Genomic DNA, 20,803 nt, shown 5'->3' with positions numbered 1-20,803 from the left:
GACGGTGGTCGGCGGTCGGCCGTGCGATTCTCCGCCACGACACCCGGGCGGCGAAAGACCTCGGCGGCCCCGGACTTACCCGCGGGTAGCCGAGTGCGGCGAAAGCCCCGCCCCCGCCGCCGCGACCAGCCGCCGCGCCACCCCCGGCGCGCCCGCCCAGTGCAGGTGCAGGTAGCTGGCGTGCACGTTCGACGTGGCGAAGCCCTCGGTGACCGCCGCACCGTCGGGGGAGCGCCAACCCCAGGCCGGCGTGGGCCCCGCGGCGGGCTCGCAGGCGGTGCGGTGGAACTCGTGGCCGCGCACCCTGGTACCGGTGGCGGCCAGCGGGCTGTCGTGCAGCGCGACCGCCTCGCGGTAGCCCAGGGTGAGCCGTTCGGTCATCCGGGCCGTGCCGTCCAGCACGCCGCACATCGGGCGGCCGTCCAACTCGCGGCCCAGGTAGAGCAGTCCGGCGCACTCGGCGGCGATCGGCGCGCCGGCGGCGGCAAGGGAGGCGATCGCGGCGCGCAGCGGGGCGTTCTCGCTCAGCTCGGCGCCGTAGACCTCGGGGAAACCGCCGCCGATCACCAGTCCTGACGTACCGTCAGGAAGTCCGGTGTCGTGCAGCGGGTCGAACGGGAGCACCTCGGCGCCCGCCGCGGCGAGCAGTTCGGCGTTCTCGGCGTACGAGAAGGAGAAGGCCGGGCCGGCCGCCAGCGCGATCCGCGGCGGCGGCCCCGGCACGGCGGTGACCTCGGCGGCCGGCTCCCAGGGCGCGGCGGTCAGCGGTGGGGCGGAGCGGGCCAGCGCCAGCAGCGCGTCCAGGTCGACCGAGGCGGCGATCAGCTCGCCCATGTCGGCCACCGCCCGCACCGCCTGGGCCGAGCGCTCCACCACCGGCACCAGGCCCAGGTGCCGGGAGGGCGTGGCCACGGCGGCGCTGCGCCGCACCGCGCCGAGCACCGGCACCCCCGCGCCCTCCTCCAGCGCCTCGCGCAGCAGTTGCTCGTGCCGGTCGGAGGCGACCCGGTTGAGGATCACCCCGGCCAGGCGCACCTGCGGATCCCAGGAGGCGAAGCCGTGCACCAGCGCGGCCACCGAGCGCGACTGCGAGGAACCGTCGACCACCAGCACCACCGGCGCCCGCAGCAGCTTGGCCACGTGCGCGGTGGAGGCCAGCTCGCCGCGCCCCGAGGCGCCGTCGAACATCCCCATCACGCCCTCGACCACCGCCAGGTCCGCGCCGGCCGCGCCGTGCCGCAGCAGCGGCTCGATCAGCCCGGGCCCGCACATGAAGGCGTCCAGGTTGCGCCCCGGGCGGCCGGTGGCCAGGCCGTGGTAGCCCGGGTCGATGTAGTCGGGGCCGACCTTGTGCGGTGAGACCTTCAGGCCGCGCGCGGTGAGCGCGGCCATCAGGCCGGTGGCGACGGTGGTCTTGCCCGCACCCGAGGAGGGCGCGGCGATGACGAGGCGGGGCAGCTGCATGGATCTACGGGCCTACCACTCGATCCCGCGCTGGCCCTTGCGACCCGCGTCCATCGGGTGCTTGACCTTGGTCATCTCGGTGACCAGGTCGGCCACCTCCAGCAGCGGCTCGGGCGCGTAGCGGCCGGTGATCACCACGTGCTGCGAGCCGGGACGCCCGCGCAGTACCTCGACCACCTCGGCCGGATCGATCCAGCCCCAGTGCATGGGGTAGGTGAACTCGTCCAGCACGTAGAGCCGGTAGGTCTCGGCGGCCAGGTCGCGCTTGACCTGCGCCCAGCCCTCCTTGGCGGCCTCCTCGCTGCTCACCTCGGCCTCGGCGGAGCGCTGGATCCAGGACCAGCCCTCGCCCATCTTGTGCCAGACGACACTGCCGCCCTCGTCGGAGGCGCCCAGCACCTTGAGCGCGTTCTCCTCGCCCACCTTCCACTTGGCGGACTTCACGAACTGGAACACCCCGATCGGCCAGCCCTGGTTCCAGGCCCGCAGCGCGAGCCCGAAGGCGGCCGTGGACTTGCCCTTGCCGGGCCCGGTGTGCACGGCGGTGATCGGCTGGGTGCGGCGCTGACGGGTGGTCAGGCCGTCGTTGGGGACGACCTCGGGCTGGCCCTGCGGCATCGGATCACGCTGCCTTTCGCGAAGAGGGAGACGGCCGGGGGGAACGATGGGCGTGCACCAGGGCGGCCACGCCCTCGGCGCGCAGGTCGTCCAGGGTGACGCTGGTGGCGTGCAGGTGGGCGGCCAGGGTGCGGGCCAGGCCGAGGCGGACCGGCCCGGACTCGCAGTCCAGCACCACGGCGGCGGTGCCCTGCGCGGCCAGCAGCCCGGCGGCCCGCTCGGCCTCGGCGAGCGCGGTGCGCCCGCCGGTGGCCCGGCCGTCGGTGACCAGCACCAGCAGCGGGCGGCGCAGCGGGTCGCGCAGCCGCTCCAGCCGCAGCACCTCGTGCGCGCGCAGCAGGCCGGCCGCCAGCGGGGTGCGCCCGCCGGTGGGCAGCCGCTCCAGGCGGGCCGCGCCGACCTCGACCGAGGAGGTGGGCGGCAGCGCCAGCTCGGCGCCGGTGCCGCGGAAGGTGATCATGCCGATCTTGTCCCGCCGCTGGTAGGCGTCCATCAGCAGCGAGAGCACCGCGCCCTTGACGGCGGTCATCCGCTGCCGGGCGGCCATCGAGCCGGAGGCGTCCACCACGAAGAGCACCAGGTTGGACTCGCGGCCCCGGCGCACCTGCTCGCGCAGGTCCTCGCCGCGCAGCAGCAGCGCCCGCCCCGCGCGGCCCCTGGCCACCTGGTGCGGGGCGGCGGCCTGCAGGGTGGCGGCCAGGTGCAGCCTGGTCAGCCGGCCCCGCGGCGCGCGCGACCTGATGGTGTGCCCGCCGTCGGTCTCGGCGGGGGAGCGGCGGCCCTGGGTGCCCTGGCCGGTGCCGGGGACCTTGAAGAGCCGGGTGCGGTAGGCCTCGCCGGCCGCCACCGGTGCCGACTCGCGCGCGGGGGCGCCGCCGGGCCCGGGCAGCCGCGGCGGGGCGGTCTCGGCGGGTGCGTCCGAGGCGGGTGCGTCGGAGGCGGGTGCGCCCGCGGTGGCGTCGGGGGCGCCGGGTCCGGCCGGCTCGGACGGCTCGGGAGCACCGCCACCGTTCCCGCCGCCACCACCGTCGCCGCCACCGTCCGGGTCGTCGTCCTGGCCGCCCTCCGGACCGCCCTCCGGACCGCCGTCCTCGGGCGGCTCCGGCTGCTCGGCGTGCTCGTCCAGCGTCCGGTCCAACTGCTCCTCGTCCAGCCCCGGCGCGTCGAACGGGTTGCGCCGGCGCCGGTGCGGCAGCGCGAGCCGCGCGGCCCGGCGCACGTCCTCCTCGACCACCGCCGTCCGTCCGTCCCAGGCGGCCAGCGCGACCGCGGTGCGCGCCATCACGATGTCCGCCCGCAGGCCGTCCACCTCGAAGGCGGCGCAGACGGCGGTGATCTGACGCAGCGCCGGGTCGCCCAGCACCACGGAGGGCAGCAGCGCCCGCGCGGTGGTGATCCGCCCGGCCAGCGCCCGCTCCTCGGCCGCGTACGACGCCGCGAAGCCGGCCGGGTCCGCGTCGTACGCCAGCCGGCGCCGCACCACCTCGGCCCGCTCGGCCGGGTCCCGGGTGGCCGCGATCTCCACGGTGAGCCCGAACCGGTCCAGCAGCTGCGGCCGCAGCTCGCCCTCCTCCGGGTTCATCGTCCCCACCAGCAGGAACCGCGCCGCGTGCCGAACCGAGACGCCCTCGCGCTCCACGTAGGAGCGGCCCATCGCGGCCGCGTCCAGCAGCAGGTCGACCACGTGGTCCTGGAGCAGGTTGACCTCGTCGATGTAGAGCACGCCCCGGTGCGCGCGGGCCAGCAGGCCCGGCTCGTAGGCCTTGACGCCCTCGGCCAGCGCCCGCTCCAGGTCCAGCGAGCCGACGATCCGGTCCTCGGTGACCCCGACCGGCAGCTCGACCAGCCGCGCGGCCCGCTCCGCCGACGCTCCGGCGCCGTGCGGCCCGGCGGTGCCTGTCCCGGCGGTGCCTGTCCCGGCGGTGTCCGTCCCGGCGCTGTGCGGCCCATCCGGGCAATGCGGGTCCGGCGAGGCGGGGTCGCAGGCGAACCGGCAGCCCTGCACCACCGCGATCGTGGGCAGCAGCCCGGCCAGCGCCCGCACCATGGTCGACTTCGCGGTGCCCTTCTCGCCGCGCACCAGCACCCCGCCGACGGCCGGCGAGACCGCGTTGAGCAGCAGGCCGAGCCGCAGGTCCGCCATCCCGACGATCGCGGTGAACGGGTATCGGACGTCACTCATCAGCTCTCACCCTCCATTGCGCGCGCCGCCGGTGCTCCCGGCGGTATGAACGGCAGGCCGTCGCCGGCCCCGCCCTCGATCAGCCGCCACAGGGCGTCGGTGTCCGCGTGCTCCTCGATCAGGTCGCCCAGCCGCTCCAGCCGGGCCTCGCGCGCGGCGGCGAACGAGGTGCCGGGCGCCGGCACGAAGGCCCGCCCCGCCTCGGCCGCGACCTCGCGCAGGAAGGCGCGGCGGAACCCGTCGTTCTCCAGCGCGCCGTGCCAGGTGGTGCCCCGCACCGCGCCCTGGCGGCAGCCGTCCAAGAAGGGGGTGCCGCCCTCGACGGACGCCACCCCGTGGTGGATCTCGTAGCCCTCGACCCGCTCGCCGTACGCCTCGCCGACCGGGCGCCCGAGCACCTTCCCGACGCCGAACACCACCCGGGTCGGCAGCAGGCCGAGCCCGTCGACCGGCCCGGCCTTCGACTCGACCTCGTCCACGATCTCCCGCGCCAGCATCTGGTAGCCGCCGCAGATCCCGAGCACCGGCCGCCCGGCCGCCACCCGCTCGCGCAGCGGCCGCGCCAACCCGCGCTCGCGCAGCCAGGCCAGGTCGGCGACGGTGGCCCGGGTGCCGGGCAGCACCACCAGGTCGGCGTCGGCCAGCTCCTCGGGCCTGGTGGCCCAGCGCACCAGCACCCCGGGCTCCTGGGCCAGCGCGTCCAGGTCGGTGAAGTTGGACAGCCGCGGGAAGCGCAGCACGGCCACCCGCAGCACGTCGGCGCCGAACGGCCCGGCGGTGTCCTCGCGGTCCACCGCCGTGGTGAGGTCGAGCGAGTCCTCGGCGTCCAGCCACAGGCCCTTCAGCATCGGCAGGGTGCCGAGCACCGGACGGCCGGTCAGCTCGTGCAGCATGTCCAGGCCGGGCTTCAGCAGCCGGGCGTCGCCGCGGAACTTGTTCACCAGCCAGCCCGCCACCAGCCGCTGGTCCTCGGGCGAGAGCAGCGCCAGGGTGCCGAACATCGCGGCGAAGACGCCACCGCGGTCGATGTCGCCGACCACCACCACCGGCAGCTCGGCGGCCCGGGCCAGTCCCATGTTGGCGATGTCGCGGTCGCGCAGGTTGATCTCGGCCGGCGAGCCGGCGCCCTCGCAGACCACCACGTCGAAGCGGCGCCGCAGGTCGGCCAGGCACTCCAGCGAGCGCTCCAGCAGGTACGGCTTGCGCTCGCGGTAGTCGAGCGCGCCGACCTCGGCGACCGGCCGGCCGAGCAGCACCACCTGGCTGCGCCCGTCCGCCCCGGGCTTGAGCAGCACCGGGTTCATCGCGGCCTCGGGCTCGACCCGGGCGGCCTGCGCCTGCATCACCTGGGCCCGGCCGATCTCGGCGCCGTCCAGCGTGACCATCGAGTTGAGTGACATGTTCTGGGCCTTGAACGGGGCCACCTTGACGCCCCGGCGGACCAGCCAGCGGCAGATCCCGGCGGTGACCACGCTCTTCCCGGCGTCCGAGGTGGTGCCCGCCACCAGCAGCGCGTTGCTCATCTCCGTCGTCCCCTCCGTACGGGCACGGCGAACCGCAGCGCCACCGTCGTCCCCAGCGCGAGCAGCCCGACCCGGCGCGACAGCCGGCAGGCCCGTTCGATGTCCGCCACCGCCACCGGGCGCTGCCCGCCGCCCAGCACCGGGCGGTGCTCCACGTGCTCCCCGTACCGCAGCGTCCCGCCCAGGCGCACGCCGAGCGCGCCGGCGAAGGCGGACTCGGCCTGCCCGGCGTTCGGGCTCGGGTGCGCGCCGCCGTCCCGGCGCCAGACGCGCCAGGCCCGGCCGCGGTCCTCGGCGGCCGCCACCGTGAGCAGCGCGGTCAGCCGGGCGCCCGGCCAGCCGGCCACGTCGTCCAGTCGGGCCGCGGCCCAGCCGAACCGGCGGTACCTCGCCGACTTGTGGCCGACCATCGCGTCCAGCGTGTTGACGGCGCGGAAGGCGAGCAGGCCGGGCGCGCCCGCGAGCGCGCCCCAGACCAGGGCGTTGACCACCGCGTCGGCGGTGTTCTCTGCCACCGACTCGACCACGGCGCGGGCGATCTGCTGCTCGTCCAGTTCGCTCGGGTCGCGCCCGCACAGGTGCGGCAGCCGCTGCCTGGCGGCCGCCAGGTCGCCGGCCGACAGCGCGTCGCCGATGGTGCGGGCCTCGCGGGCCAGCGAGCTGCCGCCGAGCACCGTCCAGGTGGCGGCGGCCGTCAGCGCGGCGCTCTCCCGTCCCAGCAGCCGTCCGATCCCGGCGGCACCGCCCGCCACCGCGCCCACGCAGAGTGCGGTGTGCAGCGCGCCGGCGCCGCGGTCATCGCGCCAGAGCGCGCGCTCCAGCCGGGCGGCCGCGCGCCCGAAGAAGGCCACCGGGTGGCCGCGCCGGGGATCGCCGAAGCGGGCGTCGGCGGCATAGCCGGCCAGGGCGCCCAGGGCGTACGGCAGCGCGCGGTGGGGAACCCCCGCCATGTGTCGCGTGTCCTCACTCAGGGTCCTCGCCCTGGATCGACGTACCGGCGGCGAGAGTCTCCTGGCTTCCCCGGGTGGTAGAACGCACACCCGGGCCTTCCAACGACCCTGTGGCGGGCCGCCGTGACCGTGCGTCGGGCGTGCTCCCCGGTGACAGTGGCGGGACCGCGCCGGATTCGCACCGGCTTCCTCTACTTGCCTCCGTTTGGCCAACGGATCCCATCACGCGTGCGAAGCGGGAGTCAACCAGGCCCCGGGACTGGTTGATCACACGACGGGCCGGAGCAGCGGAACCGTTGCTACCTCCGAGTAGCGGCGCGGCCGGGGCGCCGGGCGCTGGTGAATCGTCCAAGGGCGGCCCCGGGCCCGTCGCGCGGCTTCGTGTGTTCGGCGACTGGGGGCGGGTCGACCCCGGCCCTAGCGTCGGCCCATGCGAAGAAGCCGGCCGCCGGCCCCCACCCCGGTCCCGTTCTCCCCCCGGGCCGCCCGCGCTCATCGCGTCGGTCTCGGCCTGACCCCCGAGCAGGTCGCCCAGGGCCTGGCCGCGCACGGGGTGCGGCTGCTGCCCGGCCACGTGATCGGCTGGGAGAGCGGGGAGATCCGCCCGACCGAGGAGGAGTTCATCGCGCTGGCCCGCGCGCTGTGGTGCCCGGCGGCGCAGCTGATGGGCGTGGCCCCCGACTCGCTGCGCGACTTCCGGGTGGCCCGGGAGCTCAACCAGGAGCAGACCGCGACCCGGATCGGGATGGACCCGCGCGCCTACGCCGCCGTGGAGCGGACCGGCCGCTGGACCGGCAGCGAGGAGCAGGGCGCCGCGCTGGCCGAGGTGCTCGGCCTGACGCTGCGCGACCTGGTCCGGGTGCGGGGCGCCGAGCAGGAGCTGGTGGACCGGCTGCGCCAGTGCGTGGACGGCCGCTGGCAGGCGCAGCTGAAGGCGGTCGCCGAGCTGGTGCCGGTGCACCGCGACACCCTGGGCCGGGTACTGGCGGCGCTGCGGAGCGAGTACCAGGTGAGCGGTCACTGGGGCACGGGCAGCTGGGGCCCCGCCGCCCCGGCCGCGCCCCGGCCGGCGGAGCCGGAGCAGGAGCCGGTCGACCGCTTCTGGAGCCTGCTGACCCGCGAGGACACCGGCGGCCTGCGGGTCTGAGACACCCCGGGGCGGCACTCGGGCGGCACTCGGGCGGCATCTTGGACGGCGCCCGGACGGCGGCGTTGCGGTGGCCGGGTGGCATGGCGCGCGGTGGACTGGGCAGGTCGTCTCCGACCTGCCGTCACCACTCTGGGGAGAGCCATGCGCTGGGGAACCGCCGTCGTCGCAGCCACCGCCGTCGCCGCCGCGGCGGGCGCGGCCGCCCTGCTGATCGGGCGCCGGGTCTCGGATCTGAGCCTGCGCCCCGAGCGCTCCGCGAGCGGCGAGCCGGTGGGCGAGCCCGTGCTGCGGGTGCACGAGCTCGCCGCCGGGGAGGTCACGCTGACCCGCACCGTGGCCAGTGCCAGGCGCGGCCGCTACGCGCTGGACTGGCCCGGCGGCCACGCGGTGGTCGGCAAGGTGCTGCGCACCGGCCCGCAGAGCGTCACCCGCCGCCTGGAACTCACCGCCGGCAGCCCGCTGACGGCCGGCACCGAGGTCGAGCTGAGCCCCCGGGTGCTGCGCGGCGACCCGGGCTCGGCCTGCGGCCTGGACTACATGGACGTGCTGGTCGACGGCGAGCTCGGCGCGCTGCCCGCCTGGTACGTCCCGGCGGTGCGCGGCACCTGGGTGATCGCGGTGCACGGACGGCTGGCCGACCGCCGCCAGGCCCTGCCGGTGCTGCCACTGCTCAAGCGGCTCAACCTGCCCGCGCTGGTGGTCAGCTACCGGGGCGACCAGGGGGCGCCCGCCTCGCCGGACGGGATCGGGCACTTCGGCGAGACCGAGTGGCGCGACGTCGAGGCGGCGATCCACTTCGCCAAGGAGGCCGGCGCCGGACGGATCGTGCTCTACGGCTGGTCGGTCGGTGCCGCCACCGTGCTGCGCACCGCCGCCGAGTCCGGGTACCGCCACGAGCTGGCCGGGTTGATCCTCGACTCGCCGGTGCTGGACTGGTCGGCCTCGGTGCGCGGGGTCGCGGCCCGGGCCGGGGTGCCCGGCGCGGTCGCCGGGCAGCTGGGCGCCTGGGCGGCCGAGGGGCGCACCGGGGTCGACCCGGCAGGCTTCGCCCGGCTCGCCGACGGTGCCGAGCTGGCCGTCCCCACCCTGCTGCTGCACAGCCCGCAGGACGCCGTGGCGCCGTTCGCCGCCGCCCGCCGGCTGGCCGAACTGCGCCCGGATCTGGTCAGCCTGCGCAGCATCCCCGACGCCGGGCACGCGGCGCTCTGGAACGCCGACCCGCGCGGCTACGAGGAGGCGCTGCGCCGCTACCTCACCCCGCTGCTCTGAGGTCGCCCGGCTCCCACTCCCGCGCGCGCTCGGTCACCCCTTGACCACGGTGCGTGCCCCCGTCTACTGTCGTGCACAGGTCACCACGGCGCCGCCGGGCCCGGTTTGGCCGCTCTTGCCCCGAGTCGGCCACCCCGGCCACCCCAGTCGGTCGAAGACGCGCCGAACTCGATGTGACAGAAGCCCCGTACACGGGGAAGACTGCACGGCGTGACGTCTCGGAATCCGCGCGACCGTGATGCCCCGCTCCCGCCGACCACGGGTACCGGCGCGACGGTGACCCGTCTACCCGGAACGGCCCGCCGCGCCGACAGCGTGCAGCCGGGCCGCCCCGCCGCCGCTCGCCGGCGCACCCCCAAGCCCGCCCCCGGCCGCGGCCGCCTGCCGCTGCCCGAGGGCTTCCCCGGCCCCGCCGAGCTCGCCCCGCCGGCTCGCCGGATGCTCGCCGACGCGGTGCGGATCGCCCGCTGGGCGGGCGAACTCGCCGCCGTCGACAAGCGCGGCGAACTGCTCCCCGAGGACGCCAGGGCCGCGGGCCGCGCGCTCGCCATGACGGTGGGCGCCGCCGCCAAGGCCTGGGGCCAGGCGCTGCTGGTCGGCCTGGTCGAGCCCCGGGACGGCGGTGCCGCCCCCGGCTGGCGGCTGCACGCCTGGGAGCACGACGACGAGGCCGTGCTGCGCGGCTGGTCCGCCCTCTTCGACGCCTGGACGCTGCTCGCCCCGGTGCCGCCCGCCGCACTGCGCGGCGTCTTCGCGGTGCTCGCCGGGCAGGCCGTCGACCAGGCCCCGCAGCTGCTCTCCTTCCTGCACCTGGTGGCCGGCCCGGTCGCCGAGAGCGAGCTGATGGAGCTGCTCCGGCGCGGCCTGGACGAGCGCCGGCACGGTTCCGGCACCGGCTTCGCCACCCTCTCCCCGGTCCCGCACGCGGCCTCCGCCGTCTCGGCCGTGCGCGGCACCTGCCGCGAGCCGCAGATCGACACCCCGCCGGCGCCCTCCGACATCGCCGCCGTCCTGGACTGGATGCTGGACGGCCTGACCGCGGTCGGCGCGGTGGTCCGCGCGGAGGACGCCGCCGAGCTCTCCCCGCTCGGTCACTGGGCGGTGCGCGCCAAGCTGGAGGACATCTGCACGGTCGCCCAGACCGAGGCCGGGCACATCGAGCAGAGCGCCCTGGAGCTGCTGGACGCCTGCGCCAACTACTCCCCGGGCCCGGCCCGCGCGGAGTACCGGGCCTGGGTCGCCGCGCGTCCGGTGGACCGCGCGGTCGCCGAGCTGCTGGAGGCCGCCCAGGGCGAGGACGCGCTGCTGCGCGGGCTCGCCTTCGAGGCGCTGCGGGTGGCCGGCGGCACCGCCGAGCAGGCGGTCCGGGCGGCCGTCGACGAGCCGGTGCTGCGCCCCTACGCGCTGCTCTGGCTGGCCGAGCAGCTGGACGAGGGCGGGGTGGTCCCCTCCGACGTGCTGAGCGCGGAGGACGCCGCCTGGCTCTGGGTGGACACCGCCGCCGCCGTCCTCGACCACGGCGAGACCGAGCTGCTGGTCGGCCACGTCGAGGGCGCCTGCGCCGGCGACCCGGTCCGCCTCTTCGCCCGCGCCCGCCAGTCCGGCCACCCGCGGGCCGCCTCGGTGCTCACCGCGGTGGCCGGGGTCTACCCCGATCCGGCCGTCGCCCGCGCGGCCCGCCGCTCGGCGTTCAGCGTGCACCACGGCGGGGCCTGACGGGTCGTCGGGCCGCTCTGCCGAACGGCCGATGGTGCCGGACCAGGGGCGCGGACCAGGCTGGAGCCACTCACGGCGACTCGGCCGGCACGCCCAGCCGGGCGCCCAACGCCGCGGGCCTGTCCGACGCGAATTGTCAGACACGGCCTAGGCTGCCCACCATGCGGATCGAGCTGACCCGGGGCAGCGTCGCGGCGGGCGACGACACCGATGCCCCGCACCAGGAGGCCCGGCAGCTCCCCGACGGGAGCGCACTGGACGCGGCGGCGGTGGCCGCTCTCGCCGCGGGCTACCTCGCGCGGATCGGCGGCGGCCTGGCCACCTGGGTGCTGCGCGCCGCCGACGGGACGGCCCTCGCGGTGCTGGCCCAGCAGTGGCCCGCCCCTCGCCCGCTGGGCCCGCGGCCCCCGGCCCTCGCCGCCCTCGCCGATCCGGACGGCGTCGTGCGGCTGCACTTCGACTACCTCGCCCAGCGGGACCCGGCGGAGGTGTTCGGGAGCCTGGCACCGCGGGGGGCCTGCTGAGCGGTGTCGCCGGCGCCCGGCGGGCGCGAGAACGCCGCTGCCCCCGGATCACGAGGATCCGAGGGCAGCGGCGTTCGTTCAGCGTCGGCGGCTCAGCAGCCGCGGGACTCCGCGCGGCGGGCGCGGACGTCGCCGACCTTCTGGCCCACCTTGCGGCGGATCACCAGCAGCGGGGCCATCGCGGCCAGCGCGATCTGGGCGACGGCGCCGATGTGCATCAGCACGTCACCACCGGGCAGGCCGGCCGCCCAGGCGGCCAGGCAGCCGATCGAGACGACGATCCAGCCCAGCGTGGCGGTGGCCAGCAGGCCCTGCGGCTTGGGGTACTCGACCCGGCTGACCATCAGGTAGGCCACGCCGAAGATGGCCAGCAGGCCGGCCAGGAACGGCGGGTCGAGCAGCACGATGGCGATCACCGTCATGGCGCCCATCGGGCAGGGCATGCCCTGGAAGACCCCGGGCCGCATCTTGACCGCGGAGAACCGGGCCAGCCGCAGCACCACCGCGAGCAGCACGGTCAGCGCGATGAAGGCGGAGAGCCCCTGGCTGCTGCCCGGTCCGCCGACGATGCCCCAGACAGCGACGAAGTAGGCGGGCGCGATGCCGAAGCTGATCAGGTCGGCCAGGTTGTCCAGCTCCGCCCCGAGTGCCGAGGAGCGAAGCTTGCGGGCCACCAGGCCGTCGAAGAGGTCGCACATCGAGCCGAGCAGCAGCAGGGTCACGGTGGTGGCGGCGCCGTGCCGGACCATGCCGCCGGTGCCGTCGCCGGTGCCGCTGATGTGCGGGATGAGCATGTTGGTGGTGATCGAGTAGATCGCCAGGAAGCCGCAGACGGCGTTGCCCAGCGTCAGGAAGTCCGCCGTGGACAGGGTCTGCGGCGAGCGCGGCGCGCGCAGTTCGCGGTCGCGCGCCCAGCGGCGCCGGCGCAGCTCGGTCTCCTCCGAGTCGCCGAGGCCGACCAGGGTCTCGGGATCAGTCACGGTCAAGGCGTGTCACCCCCGCGGTCGTCTTCTGGCCGACCTCGACGCCGACCTCGACGCCGGCCGGCAGGTAGGTGTCGACGCGGGAGCCGAAGCGGATCAACCCGATCCGCTCGCCCTGCTCGACCTTGGTGCCGGCGGGCACGTACGGCACGATGCGACGTGCCACGGCCCCGGCGATCTGGACCATCTCGATGTCACCGAGCTCGGTGTCGAAGTGCCACACCACGCGCTCGTTGCGGTCGCTGTCCTTGTTGAACGCGGGGACGAAGCCACCGGCGATGTGCTCGACGGAGGTGATCGTGCCCGGCAGCGGAGCCCGGTTGACGTGCACATTGAGCGGGCTCATGAAGATCGCGACGCGGGTGCGGCCGTCCGGCCAGGCGTCGATGCTCTGCACCACGCCGTCGGCCGGCGAGATCACTCTGCCGGCGCCGATCTCACGCTCGGGGTCGCGGAAGAACCACAGCATGCCGGCGCTGAGCGCGCAGAGCGGAGCCGCCGCGACGGCCCACTTGCCGTTCCGCTTGGTGAGAGCGGTGGTCAGGGCCGCGGTGGCCAGGGTCGGGACGAACCAGGGGGTGGCTCCGCGCGCGATGGTCACGCGGGGTCGCCGGCCGGCCGTCTCGGGAGCGAGGGCATCGCGCTCCGTGACGGAAGTGAGAGGGGACGGGCTGATGGGCATCGAAGACCTTTGTCGCGGGGGATCTTGGCCTGCACGGGGGCCAACCGCGGGGATCGGGTGATAAGGGGACAGCTGCTGTCCCGGTGGATGCTATCGGGAGCAGGCGGTGGAAGGGCAACCCGCCTGCTCGTTCAACTGTCTCCTGCCGTGCCGGAGCGCACGCGCTATGTGTACGACCGTAGCGGGCGGGTCTCCGGTTCCCAAGGGACTCGTCAAGATCCGTGAGTCATCTCTCAGGAGGTCGGTGGGTCCTGGACGCACGTCCCGGACCCACCGGACACACCTGTCACTCGGCGAGCTTGTACTCCTCCAGCAGGCGGCGCCCGACGATCATCTTCTGGATCTCCGCGGTGCCTTCACCGATGAGCAGCATCGGCGCCTCGCGGTAGAGCCGCTCGATCTCGTACTCCTTGGAGAAGCCGTAGCCGCCGTGGATCCGGAAGGCGTCCTCGACGACCTCCTTGCAGTACTCGGAGGCCAGGTACTTGGCCATCCCGGCCTCCAGGTCGTTGCGCTCGCCGCTGTCCTTCTTGCGGGCGGCCATCACCATCATCTGGTGCGCGGCCTCGACCTTGGTGGCCATCTCGGCCAACTTGAACTGGATCGCCTGGTGCTCGGCGATCTTCTTGCCGAAGGTCGAGCGCTGCTGGGCGTAGGAGATGCCGAGCTCGAAGGCGCGCCGGGCCACCCCGCAGCCGCGCGCGGCCACGTTGACCCGGCCGACCTCGACGCCGTCCATCATCTGGTAGAAGCCCTTGCCGGGCACCCCGCCGAGGATCCGGTCGGCCGGGATCCGGACGTCCTGGAGCACCAGTTCGGTGGTGTCGACGCCCTTGTAGCCCATCTTCTCGATCTTGCCGGGCACGGTCAGCCCGGGAACCGACGGGTTCGGGCCGAAGCCCGGCGTCTTCTCGATCAGGAAGGTGGTCATGTTGCGGTACGGGGTGCTCGCGCCCTCGTTGGTCTTGCAGAGCACCGCGACCAGGGTGGAGGTGCCGCCGTTGGTCAGCCACATCTTCTGGCCGTTGAGGACGTAGAAGTCCCCGTCCTTGACGCCCTTGGTGCTGATCGCCGCCACGTCCGAGCCCAGGCCCGGCTCCGACATCGAGAAGGCGCCGCGGATCTCGCCGGCCGCCATCCGGGGCAGGAAGTACTCCTTCTGCTCCTGGGTGCCGTGCGCGTTGATCATGTGCGCCACGATGAAGTGGGTGTTGACGATGCCGGAGACCGACATCCAGCCGCGGGCGATCTCCTCGACCACCAGGGCGTAGGTGAGCAGCGACTCGCCGAGGCCGCCGAACTCCTCGGGGATGGTCAGGCCGAAGAGGCCGAGCTGCTTCATGCCCTCGACGATGGCGGTCGGGTACTCGTCCCGGTGCTCCAGCTCGGTGGCGACCGGAATGATCTCCTTGTCGACGAAGTCCCGCACGGTGGCGAGGATGTCCCGCTGGATCTCGGTCAGGCCGTCGGTCTGTGCGAGGCGTCCCATCGTGCGGCTCCATGTCTGTCTAGCGCTGAGGGTGGTGGGGTGTTCGGGGCCCCGCGGAGCGTGACGTCCGCGGGGCCCCTGGCCTTCGAGCGGCCGATGACGGCGGTCGCTCGAAGGGGGCTGGGGGGTGCCGGGGGAGCAGGATCAGGCGAGCGGGGTCGGGCGGCCGGGCTGCTCCCCGCCGCGCGCCTTGGTGTACGTCTCGGTCGGCACCATCACCTTGCGGCGGAAGACGCAGACGACCGTGCCGTCCTGCTTGTAGCCCTTGGTCTCGACGTACACGATGCCGCGGTCGTCCTTGGACTTGGACGGCCACTTGTCGAGCACCGTGGTCTCGCCGTAGAGGGTGTCGCCGTGGAAGGTCGGCGCGATGTGCCGCAGCGACTCGATCTCCAGGTTGGCGATCGCCTTGCCCGAGACGTCCGGGACGGACATGCCGAGCAGCAGCGAGTAGATGTAGTTGCCGACGACGACGTTCTTGCCGAAGTCCGTCGTCCGCTCCGCGTAGTTGCTGTCCAGGTGGAGCGGGTGGTGGTTCATGGTCAGCAGGCAGAAGAGGTGGTCGTCGTACTCGGTGACCGTCTTGCCGGGCCAGTGCTTGTAGACCGCGCCGACCTCGAACTCCTCGTAGGTGCGTCCGAACTGCATCTCAGGTCTCCCCTCAGGCCTGCGTCGAGGCGGGAGCCTCGAACTTGCTGGTGCGCTGCATGCCGGCCGCCCGGCCCTTGCCGGAGATGACCAGGGCCATCTTGCGGCTGGCCTCGTCGATCATCTCGTCGCCGAGCATCGCGGAGCCCTTGAAGCCGCCGGCCTCCGAGGTGCACCAGTTGTAGGCGTCGAGGATCAGCTCGGCGTGGTCGTAGTCCTCCTGCGAGGGGGAGTAGATCTCGTTCGCGGCGGCGACCTGGTCCGGGTGCAGCACCCACTTGCCGTCGAAGCCCAGCGCGGCGGAGCGCCCGGCCACCTCGCGGTAGCCCTCCTGATTGCGGATCTGCAGGTAGGGGCCGTCGATCGCCTGCAGATCGTTGGCGCGGGCCGCCATCAGGATGCGCATCAGGATGTAGTGGTAGGCGTCGGCCGGGTAGCCGGTCGGCTGCTCGCCGACCACCAGCGACTTCATGTTGATCGAGGCCATGAAGTCGGCCGGGCCGAAGATGATGGTCTCCAGGCGCGGCGAGGCGGTGGCGATCGCGTCGACGTTGATCAGGCCCTTGGCGTTCTCGATCTGCGCCTCGATGCCGATCTTGCCGACCTCGAAGCCCATGGTCTTCTCGATCTGGGTGAGCAGCAGGTCCAGCGCCCTGACCTGCTCGGCGTCCTGCACCTTGGGCAGCATGATGCAGTCCAGGTTCTGGCCCGCGCCCTCGACCACGGTGATCACGTCGCGGTAGGTCCAGTGCGTGGTCCAGTCGTTGACCCGCACCACCTTGGTCTTGCTGCCCCAGTCGCCGTTGTTCAGGGCGTCGACGATGGTGTGCCGGGCGCTCTCCTTGACCAGCGGGGCGCAGGCGTCCTCCAGGTCGAGGAAGACCTGGTCGGCCGGCAGGCCCTGGGCCTTCTCCAGGAAGCGCGGGTTGCTGCCCGGCACGGCGAGGCAGGAGCGGCGCGGGCGCAGACGGCTGAATTCCGGGGTGGCGGTCATGATGCGAGAGTCTCTTCCTTGCGGGGGGCGAGAATCGGGTCCAGCCGGTTGGCCAACCTGATCTCGTCCACGATCCGGCCGATGATGGTGGTGATGCCGAAGTCCTTCGGGGTGAACACGGCGGCGACGCCGGCGGCCTTGAGCGCCTCGCCGTCCGCTGCCGGGATGATGCCACCCACGATCACGGGCACATCCTCCACCCCGGCCCGGCGCAGCCGCGCGAGCACGTCCGGGACCAGCTCGGTGTGCGCCCCCGAGAGGATCGACAGACCCACGCAGTGCACGTCCTCGGCGACCGCCGCGGCCACGATCTGCTCCGGCGTCAGCCGGATGCCCTGGTAGACCACCTCGAAGCCGGCGTCCCGGGCGCGCACCGCGATCTGCTCGGCCCCGTTGGAGTGCCCGTCCAGGCCCGGCTTGCCGACCAGCAGGCGCAGCTTGCCGGCGCCCAGCTCGGCGGCCGTGGCGGCCACCGCCGCGCGCACCTGGGCCAGCTCGCCGCCCGGCTCGGCCGCCACCGCCACCGGTGCGCCGCCGACCCCGGTGGGGGCCCGGTACTCGCCGAAGACCTCGCGCAGCGCGAAGGACCACTCGCCGGTGGTCACCCCGGCCCGCACGCAGGCCAGGGTGGCGGCCATCAGGTTGGCCCCGGTCGCGGCGACGGCCTTCAGCTCGGCCAGCGCGGCCAGCGCGGCCGCCTCGTCGCGCTGCGCCCGCCAGGCCGCCAGGTTGTCCAGCACGGCCTGCTCGGCGGCCGGGTCGACCACCATGATGGCGCCGTCCAGGTCGGCGGTGAGCGGGCTCTCCTCGGTGGTGTCGAAGCAGTTCACCCCGACGATCTTGTCCTCGCCGGCCTCGATCCGCGCCCGGCGCTCGGCGTGCGAGGCGACCAGCGCGGACTTGAGGTAGCCGGACTCGACGGCCGGGATCACCCCGCCCATCCCCAGCACCTTGGCGATCTCCGCCTCGGCGCCGGTCAGCAGCTCGGTGGTCTTCGCCTCGACCACGTGCGAGCCGTCGAACAGGTCGCCGTACTCCAGCAGGTCCGACTCGTAGGCCAGCACCTGCTGGATCCGCAGCGACCACTGCTGGTCCCAGGGCCGGGGCAGGCCCAGCGCCTCGTTCCAGGCGGGCAACTGGACGGCGCGGGCGCGGGCGTCCTTGGAGAGGGTGACGGCGAGCATCTCCAGCACGATCCGCTGGACGTTGTTCTCCGGCTGGGCCTCGGTCAGGCCCAGCGAGTTGACCTGCACGCCGTAGCGGAAGCGCCGCTGCTTGGGGTCCTCGATGCCGTAGCGCTCCCGGGTGATCCGCTCCCAGAGCCGCCCGAAGGCGCGCAGCTTGCACATCTCCTCGACGAACCGCACGCCCGCGTTGACGAAGAAGGAGATCCGGCCGACCACCTCGCCCATCCGCTCGGCGGGCACCTGGCCGGAGTCTCGCACCGCGTCGAGCACCGCGATCGCGGTGCACATCGCGAAGGCGATCTCCTGCACCGGCGTGGCCCCGGCCTCCTGCAGGTGGTAGCTGCAGATGTTGATCGGGTTCCACTTGGGGATGGTGGAGACGGTGTAGGCGATCATGTCGGTGATCAGCCGCACCGAGGGGCCGGGCGGGAAGACGTGCGTCCCGCGCGACAGGTACTCCTTGACGATGTCGTTCTGGGTGGTGCCGGTGAGCTTGGTGATGTCCGCGCCCTGCTCCTCGGCGACCACCTGGTACATGGCCAGCAGCCACATCGCGGTGGCGTTGATGGTCATCGAGGTGTTGGTGCGCTCCAGCGGGATCCCGTCGAAGAGCGTCCGCATGTCGCCCAGGTGCCCGACCGGGACGCCGACCCGGCCGACCTCGCCGCGGGCCAGCACGTGGTCCGCGTCGTAGCCGGTCTGGGTGGGCAGGTCGAAGGCGACCGAGAGCCCGGTCTGGCCCTTGGCGAGGTTGCGCCGGTAGAGGGCGTTGGAGTCGCTCGCGGTGGAGTGGCCGGCGTAGGTCCGCATCAGCCAGGGGCGGTCGCGCTTCTGAGGGCCCATCAGATGTCCCGGAACCGGTTGATGGCCGGCAGGTGGCGCTCGCGCAGCTCGTGGTCGCGCACGCCCATGCCCTCCTCGGGCGCCAGGCAGAGCACGCCGACCTTGCCCTGGTGCTTGTTGTGGTGCACGTCGAGGGCGGCCTGCCCGGTCTCCGCGAGCGAGTAGACCTTGGAGAGGGTGGGGTGGATCTTGCCCTTGGCGATCAGGCGGTTGGCCTCCCAGGCCTCGCGGTAGTTGGCGAAGTGCGAGCCGACGATCCGCTTGAGCGACATCCACAGGTAGCGGTTGTCGTACTGGTGCATGTAGCCCGAGGTGGAGGCGCAGGTGACGATGGTGCCGCCCTTGCGGGTCACGTAGACGCTGGCGCCGAAGGTCTCGCGACCGGGGTGCTCGAAGACGATGTCCACGTCCTCGCCGCCGGTCAGCTCGCGGATCCGCCCGCCCAGGCGCTTCCACTCGCGCGGGTCCTGGGTGTTCTCGTCCTTCCAGAACTTGTAGTCCTCGGCGCCGCGGTCGATGATCGCCTCGGCGCCCATCTTCCGGCAGATCTCGGCCTTCTGCGGGCTGGAGACCACGCAGATCGGGGTGGCGCCGCCGGCCAGCGCGTACTGGGTGGCGTAGGAGCCCAGGCCCCCGCTGGCGCCCCAGATCAGCACGTTGTCGCCCTGCTTCATGCCGGCGCCGTTCTGGCTGACCAGCTGGCGGTAGGCGGTGGAGTTGACCAGGCCGGGGGAGGCGGCCTCCTCCCAGGTGAGGTGCTTCGGCTTGGGCATCAGCTGGTTGGTCTTCACCAGGGCCAGCTGGGCCAGGCCGCCGAAGTTGGTCTCGAAGCCCCAGATCCGCTGCTCCGGGTCCATCATCGTGTCGTTGTGGCCGTCCGAGCTCTCCAGCTCGACCGAGAGGCAGTGCGCGACCACCTCGTCGCCCGGCTTCCAGGCGTTGACGCCGACGCCGGTGCGCAGCACCACGCCCGCGAGGTCCGAGCCGAGCACGTGGTAGGGCAGGTCGTGGCGCTTGGTCAGCGGCGACAGGCGGCCGTAGCGCTCCAGGAAGCCGAAGGTGGAGACCGGCTCGAAGATCGAGGACCAGACGGTGTTGTAGTTCACCGCGCTGGCCATCACGGCCACCAGCGCCTCGCCGGGGCCCACTTCGGGCAGGGCCACGTCGTCCAGGTGGAGCGAGCGGCGGGGGTCCTTGTCGCGGCTCCGCAGGCCGGCGAACATCTGCTCCTCGTCCTTGTGGAGCGTGACCGCCCGGTAGGACTCCGGCAGCTTCAGGGCGGCGAAGTCCGCCGTCGTGCTGTCGGTGCTGAGGATCGCGTCGAGGATTTCCTTCATGGCTGCCTCCGAAGGCGTACCTGTGTGAGGGCGCACAGGGCGTCTGGGGGAGCCGGGAGCGGACACCGGCTTCACAAGGGGGGTCTTGGGTGGGATGGCTCGCCCCCTGGGTGTGGGGACGCCGGACGACGGCGCGCCGAGGTGGGGAGCCGCGGCGCCGCGACTGGTGGGTAACAAGCTACTGGCACCCTGTGCCACTCGTAAAGACACTGGGTGCCATGATTTTGACAAGCTTCCGGCAGGCTGTCGGACCGGCAAAGAAGCGGTGCGCGGCAGCCGGAAGGCCCGCCCCTTCGATGTCGGGACGGGCCTTCTGACCTGCGATTTCAAGGTGCCTCAGCGGCTGAGTGCCGCCTTGATGCTGTCCAGCACCAGGTCCAGCGGGGCGTCGGTGCGAGCCACTGTGATGAGCACCTCACCGCCCGGGGTGGCACTCAGTGCGCTGGCTGCCACCGGCTCCCCGGGGCTCATCGGGTCATCAATGGCACCGGGTGTCACGACCGTGCCGCGGCGTCTCACACCGCGCGGCGGGGTGGCCCAGAAGGTGTTCCTGATGACCTCGAAGGAGTGGTCCAGCTGGGCCTCCACGTCCCCGTGGCCGCCGGCCCGCAGCCAGCGCCGCAGCACGTGGTTGTGTGCCGCGACCACCGCGGCCGCCGAGACCTCGGCGAGCATCGAGTCGTCGTCCCCGCCGTGCTGCCAGCCGGCCGGGATCGCCGCGTTGTCGCCGCCGACCGCCGCGTCGAAGCGGCCGAGCAGGTAGCGGGTGAAGAGCCGCTCGTACCGGGCCACCACGGCGATCTCCCGCTCGCGCAGCGCCGGGACCTGGCGGATCAGCTGGTAGCGGGCGACCGAGACGCCGGGGGTGGAGGCGTACATGTGCAGCACCTCCTTGATCCCCCGGCAGACCACGTCCAGCGGATGCTCGTCGTGCTCGGCGCTGGCCAGCAGGTCGGCCACCCGGACCAGGGTGTCGTCGTGGTCCGGGAAGATCGCCTCCTCCTTGGACCGGAAGTAGCGGAAGAAGGTCCGCCGGGCCACCCCGGCGGCGGCGGCGATCTGATCGACCGTCGTCTCCTCGTACCCCTGGGTGGCGAACAGCTCCATCGCGGCCGCGGCCAGGTCCTGGCGCATCTGCAGGCGCTGCGCCGCGGCCCGGCGGCTGCCGGGTGCCTGCTCCGCGACCGTTCGCACGTCCTGTTCGGCGGCTGCCGGTTCCCGATCCATGGCGGGAACGCTACACG

At 73.9% G+C, this 20,803-nt stretch carries 17 protein-coding genes and 1 riboswitch; of the genes, 4 read left to right on the top strand and 13 right to left on the bottom strand.

Annotation, left to right across the window (positions count from 1 at the left end):
• Positions 1-75 precede the first annotated feature (75 nt).
• The 5 genes from OG455_RS11465 to OG455_RS11445 are packed head-to-tail and all read right to left on the bottom strand — an operon-like array spanning position 76 to position 6,737.
• On the bottom strand, positions 76-1,464 hold the full coding sequence (locus tag OG455_RS11465; RefSeq protein ID WP_266292734.1) for a cobyrinate a,c-diamide synthase: 1,389 nt from the start codon (positions 1,462-1,464) through the stop codon (positions 76-78).
• Positions 1,465-1,476: 12 nt separating this feature from the next.
• Positions 1,477-2,082, bottom strand: a complete 606-nt coding sequence (cobO, locus tag OG455_RS11460) for a cob(I)yrinic acid a,c-diamide adenosyltransferase (protein ID WP_266292732.1) — start codon at positions 2,080-2,082, stop codon at positions 1,477-1,479.
• 4 nt (positions 2,083-2,086) lie between these two features.
• Positions 2,087-4,264 (bottom strand): putative cobaltochelatase, encoded by a 2,178-nt coding sequence (locus tag OG455_RS11455; protein WP_266292730.1) that lies wholly within the window; start codon positions 4,262-4,264, stop codon positions 2,087-2,089.
• Entirely contained in the window at positions 4,264-5,787 is a 1,524-nt protein-coding gene (locus OG455_RS11450) for a cobyric acid synthase (protein WP_266292728.1), read from the bottom strand. The genes OG455_RS11455 and OG455_RS11450 overlap by 1 nt, the downstream gene beginning before the upstream one ends.
• A complete protein-coding gene (locus OG455_RS11445; RefSeq protein ID WP_266292726.1) occupies positions 5,784-6,737 on the bottom strand; it encodes a cobalamin biosynthesis protein in 954 nt (317 codons plus the stop codon). Before OG455_RS11445 ends, OG455_RS11450 begins: the two co-directional genes overlap by 4 nt.
• Before the next feature lie 54 nt (positions 6,738-6,791).
• A riboswitch (cobalamin riboswitch) is annotated at positions 6,792-6,930 on the bottom strand.
• Between the two features lie 237 nt (positions 6,931-7,167).
• Here OG455_RS11445 and OG455_RS11440 point away from each other — a divergent pair.
• The 4 genes from OG455_RS11440 to OG455_RS11425 all read left to right on the top strand — a co-directional run bounded on the left by OG455_RS11440 (position 7,168) and on the right by OG455_RS11425 (position 11,396).
• Entirely contained in the window at positions 7,168-7,884 is a 717-nt protein-coding gene (locus OG455_RS11440; protein ID WP_266292724.1) for a helix-turn-helix transcriptional regulator, read from the top strand.
• A gap of 144 nt (positions 7,885-8,028) precedes the next feature.
• Positions 8,029-9,156: an alpha/beta hydrolase gene (locus tag OG455_RS11435; RefSeq protein WP_266292722.1), complete on the top strand. Its 1,128-nt coding sequence runs from the start codon at positions 8,029-8,031 to the stop codon at positions 9,154-9,156.
• 276 nt (positions 9,157-9,432) lie between these two features.
• Positions 9,433-10,872 carry a hypothetical protein gene (locus tag OG455_RS11430; protein ID WP_266292720.1) on the top strand — a complete coding sequence of 480 codons (1,440 nt, stop codon included), beginning with the start codon at positions 9,433-9,435 and terminating at the stop codon, positions 10,870-10,872.
• Between the two features lie 161 nt (positions 10,873-11,033).
• Entirely contained in the window at positions 11,034-11,396 is a 363-nt protein-coding gene (locus OG455_RS11425) for a hypothetical protein (protein WP_266292718.1), read from the top strand.
• A 92-nt stretch (positions 11,397-11,488) separates the two neighbouring features.
• Here OG455_RS11425 and OG455_RS11420 read toward each other — a convergent pair whose 3' ends face one another.
• The 8 genes from OG455_RS11420 to OG455_RS11385 form a co-directional block, all read right to left on the bottom strand.
• The gene (locus OG455_RS11420; RefSeq protein WP_266300734.1) at positions 11,489-12,325 is read right to left on the bottom strand and encodes a phosphatidylcholine/phosphatidylserine synthase; all 837 of its coding nucleotides are present in this window, start codon (positions 12,323-12,325) and stop codon (positions 11,489-11,491) included.
• A 43-nt stretch (positions 12,326-12,368) separates the two neighbouring features.
• The gene (locus OG455_RS11415) at positions 12,369-13,061 is read right to left on the bottom strand and encodes a phosphatidylserine decarboxylase (protein WP_266292716.1); all 693 of its coding nucleotides are present in this window, start codon (positions 13,059-13,061) and stop codon (positions 12,369-12,371) included.
• Positions 13,062-13,347: 286 nt separating this feature from the next.
• Positions 13,348-14,550 carry an acyl-CoA dehydrogenase family protein gene (locus OG455_RS11410; protein ID WP_266292714.1) on the bottom strand — a complete coding sequence of 401 codons (1,203 nt, stop codon included), beginning with the start codon at positions 14,548-14,550 and terminating at the stop codon, positions 13,348-13,350.
• A 144-nt stretch (positions 14,551-14,694) separates the two neighbouring features.
• Entirely contained in the window at positions 14,695-15,198 is a 504-nt protein-coding gene (locus tag OG455_RS11405) for a MaoC family dehydratase (protein WP_266292712.1), read from the bottom strand.
• 13 nt (positions 15,199-15,211) lie between these two features.
• Positions 15,212-16,192, bottom strand: coding sequence for a CoA ester lyase (locus tag OG455_RS11400; RefSeq protein ID WP_266292710.1), 981 nt, complete (start codon positions 16,190-16,192; stop codon positions 15,212-15,214).
• Complete coding sequence (locus tag OG455_RS11395; RefSeq protein ID WP_266292708.1) at positions 16,189-18,222, bottom strand: protein meaA; 2,034 nt, start codon at positions 18,220-18,222, stop codon at positions 16,189-16,191. Before OG455_RS11395 ends, OG455_RS11400 begins: the two co-directional genes overlap by 4 nt.
• On the bottom strand, positions 18,222-19,559 hold the full coding sequence (gene ccrA, locus OG455_RS11390; protein WP_266292706.1) for a crotonyl-CoA carboxylase/reductase: 1,338 nt from the start codon (positions 19,557-19,559) through the stop codon (positions 18,222-18,224). Before ccrA ends, OG455_RS11395 begins: the two co-directional genes overlap by 1 nt.
• 336 nt (positions 19,560-19,895) lie before the next feature.
• On the bottom strand, positions 19,896-20,786 hold the full coding sequence (locus tag OG455_RS11385; RefSeq protein ID WP_266300733.1) for a TetR family transcriptional regulator: 891 nt from the start codon (positions 20,784-20,786) through the stop codon (positions 19,896-19,898).
• Between the last annotated feature and the right edge of the window lie 17 nt (positions 20,787-20,803).

Source organism: Kitasatospora sp. NBC_01287, from assembly GCF_026340565.1.
Classification (GTDB): Bacteria; Actinomycetota; Actinomycetes; order Streptomycetales; family Streptomycetaceae; genus Kitasatospora.
This window is presented reverse-complemented; position numbering and strand designations above follow the sequence as displayed.

Bases quoted from the DNA above. Each gene is read 5' to 3' on its own strand.
- OG455_RS11440 (WP_266292724.1), top strand. From the start codon at position 7,168: ATGCGAAGAAGCCGGCCGCCGGCCCCCACCCCGGTCCCGTTCTCCCCC.
- OG455_RS11465 (WP_266292734.1), bottom strand. From the start codon at position 1,464: ATGCAGCTGCCCCGCCTCGTCATCGCCGCGCCCTCCTCGGGTGCGGGC.
- OG455_RS11435 (WP_266292722.1), top strand. From the start codon at position 8,029: ATGCGCTGGGGAACCGCCGTCGTCGCAGCCACCGCCGTCGCCGCCGCG.
- OG455_RS11455 (WP_266292730.1), bottom strand. From the start codon at position 4,264: ATGAGTGACGTCCGATACCCGTTCACCGCGATCGTCGGGATGGCGGAC.
- OG455_RS11415 (WP_266292716.1), bottom strand. From the start codon at position 13,061: ATGCCCATCAGCCCGTCCCCTCTCACTTCCGTCACGGAGCGCGATGCC.
- OG455_RS11395 (WP_266292708.1), bottom strand. From the start codon at position 18,222: ATGGGCCCTCAGAAGCGCGACCGCCCCTGGCTGATGCGGACCTACGCC.
- OG455_RS11445 (WP_266292726.1), bottom strand. From the start codon at position 6,737: ATGGCGGGGGTTCCCCACCGCGCGCTGCCGTACGCCCTGGGCGCCCTG.
- OG455_RS11385 (WP_266300733.1), bottom strand. From the start codon at position 20,786: ATGGATCGGGAACCGGCAGCCGCCGAACAGGACGTGCGAACGGTCGCG.
- OG455_RS11405 (WP_266292712.1), bottom strand. From the start codon at position 15,198: ATGCAGTTCGGACGCACCTACGAGGAGTTCGAGGTCGGCGCGGTCTAC.
- OG455_RS11425 (WP_266292718.1), top strand. From the start codon at position 11,034: ATGCGGATCGAGCTGACCCGGGGCAGCGTCGCGGCGGGCGACGACACC.
- OG455_RS11410 (WP_266292714.1), bottom strand. From the start codon at position 14,550: ATGGGACGCCTCGCACAGACCGACGGCCTGACCGAGATCCAGCGGGAC.
- OG455_RS11400 (WP_266292710.1), bottom strand. From the start codon at position 16,192: ATGACCGCCACCCCGGAATTCAGCCGTCTGCGCCCGCGCCGCTCCTGC.
- cobO (WP_266292732.1), bottom strand. From the start codon at position 2,082: ATGCCGCAGGGCCAGCCCGAGGTCGTCCCCAACGACGGCCTGACCACC.
- ccrA (WP_266292706.1), bottom strand. From the start codon at position 19,559: ATGAAGGAAATCCTCGACGCGATCCTCAGCACCGACAGCACGACGGCG.
- OG455_RS11450 (WP_266292728.1), bottom strand. From the start codon at position 5,787: ATGAGCAACGCGCTGCTGGTGGCGGGCACCACCTCGGACGCCGGGAAG.